The 619-nt window shown below is 67.7% G+C and carries 1 protein-coding gene; it reads left to right on the top strand.

Going from position 1 to position 619, the window contains the following annotated elements:
* Positions 1 to 619, top strand: a 619-nt coding sequence (locus F1002_RS20885; RefSeq protein ID WP_223879717.1) for an Ig-like domain-containing protein, incomplete at both ends; no start/stop codon positions are given.

Raw genomic sequence — 619 nt, 5'->3', positions numbered from 1 at the left:
CACCGACGGCGTGCCGAGCATCACCCCGGTCGATGGCAACGGCGCAGCGACGGGCCAGGCGACGGTCAACGAAATCGGCCTGATCACCGTGGCGAACACCTCGGAGAGCACGAGCGGGACGATCACGGTGACGGCACCGGACGGCCTGAGCAGCGTGACGGTTGGCGGCACGACCCTGACGGCCGCCCAACTGGCGACCCTGGGCAGCACCCCGGTGACCATCAACACGGGCGAAGGCAGCCTGGTACTGACCGGCTACAACGCCGGGACGGGTGCGCTGAGCTACACCTACACCCTGACGGCCGCCCAAAACCAGCCGGGCGCGACGGAAAGCAGCGACACCATTACGCTGAGCGTTGTGGACGCCGGCGGCGCCACATCGAGCGGCACGCTGACCGTACAGATTGTTGACAGCACCCCGACGGCGGTTGCCGACACGGCGAGCATCACCGAAGACGCCGCGCCGAACACGGTGAGCGGGAACGTCTACAGCAACGACAACCTGGGCGCGGATACCCGCGCCACCCCGGTGACGGCAGCCAGTCCGACACTGACCTACGGCAGCCTGGTCCTGAATAGCGACGGCAGCTACACCTACACGCTGAACAACGCCAACCCG

The sequence above is a fragment of the Dechloromonas sp. CZR5 genome (assembly GCF_008711155.1).
In the GTDB taxonomy this organism is placed as follows: domain Bacteria; phylum Pseudomonadota; class Gammaproteobacteria; order Burkholderiales; family Rhodocyclaceae; genus Azonexus.
This window is presented reverse-complemented; position numbering and strand designations above follow the sequence as displayed.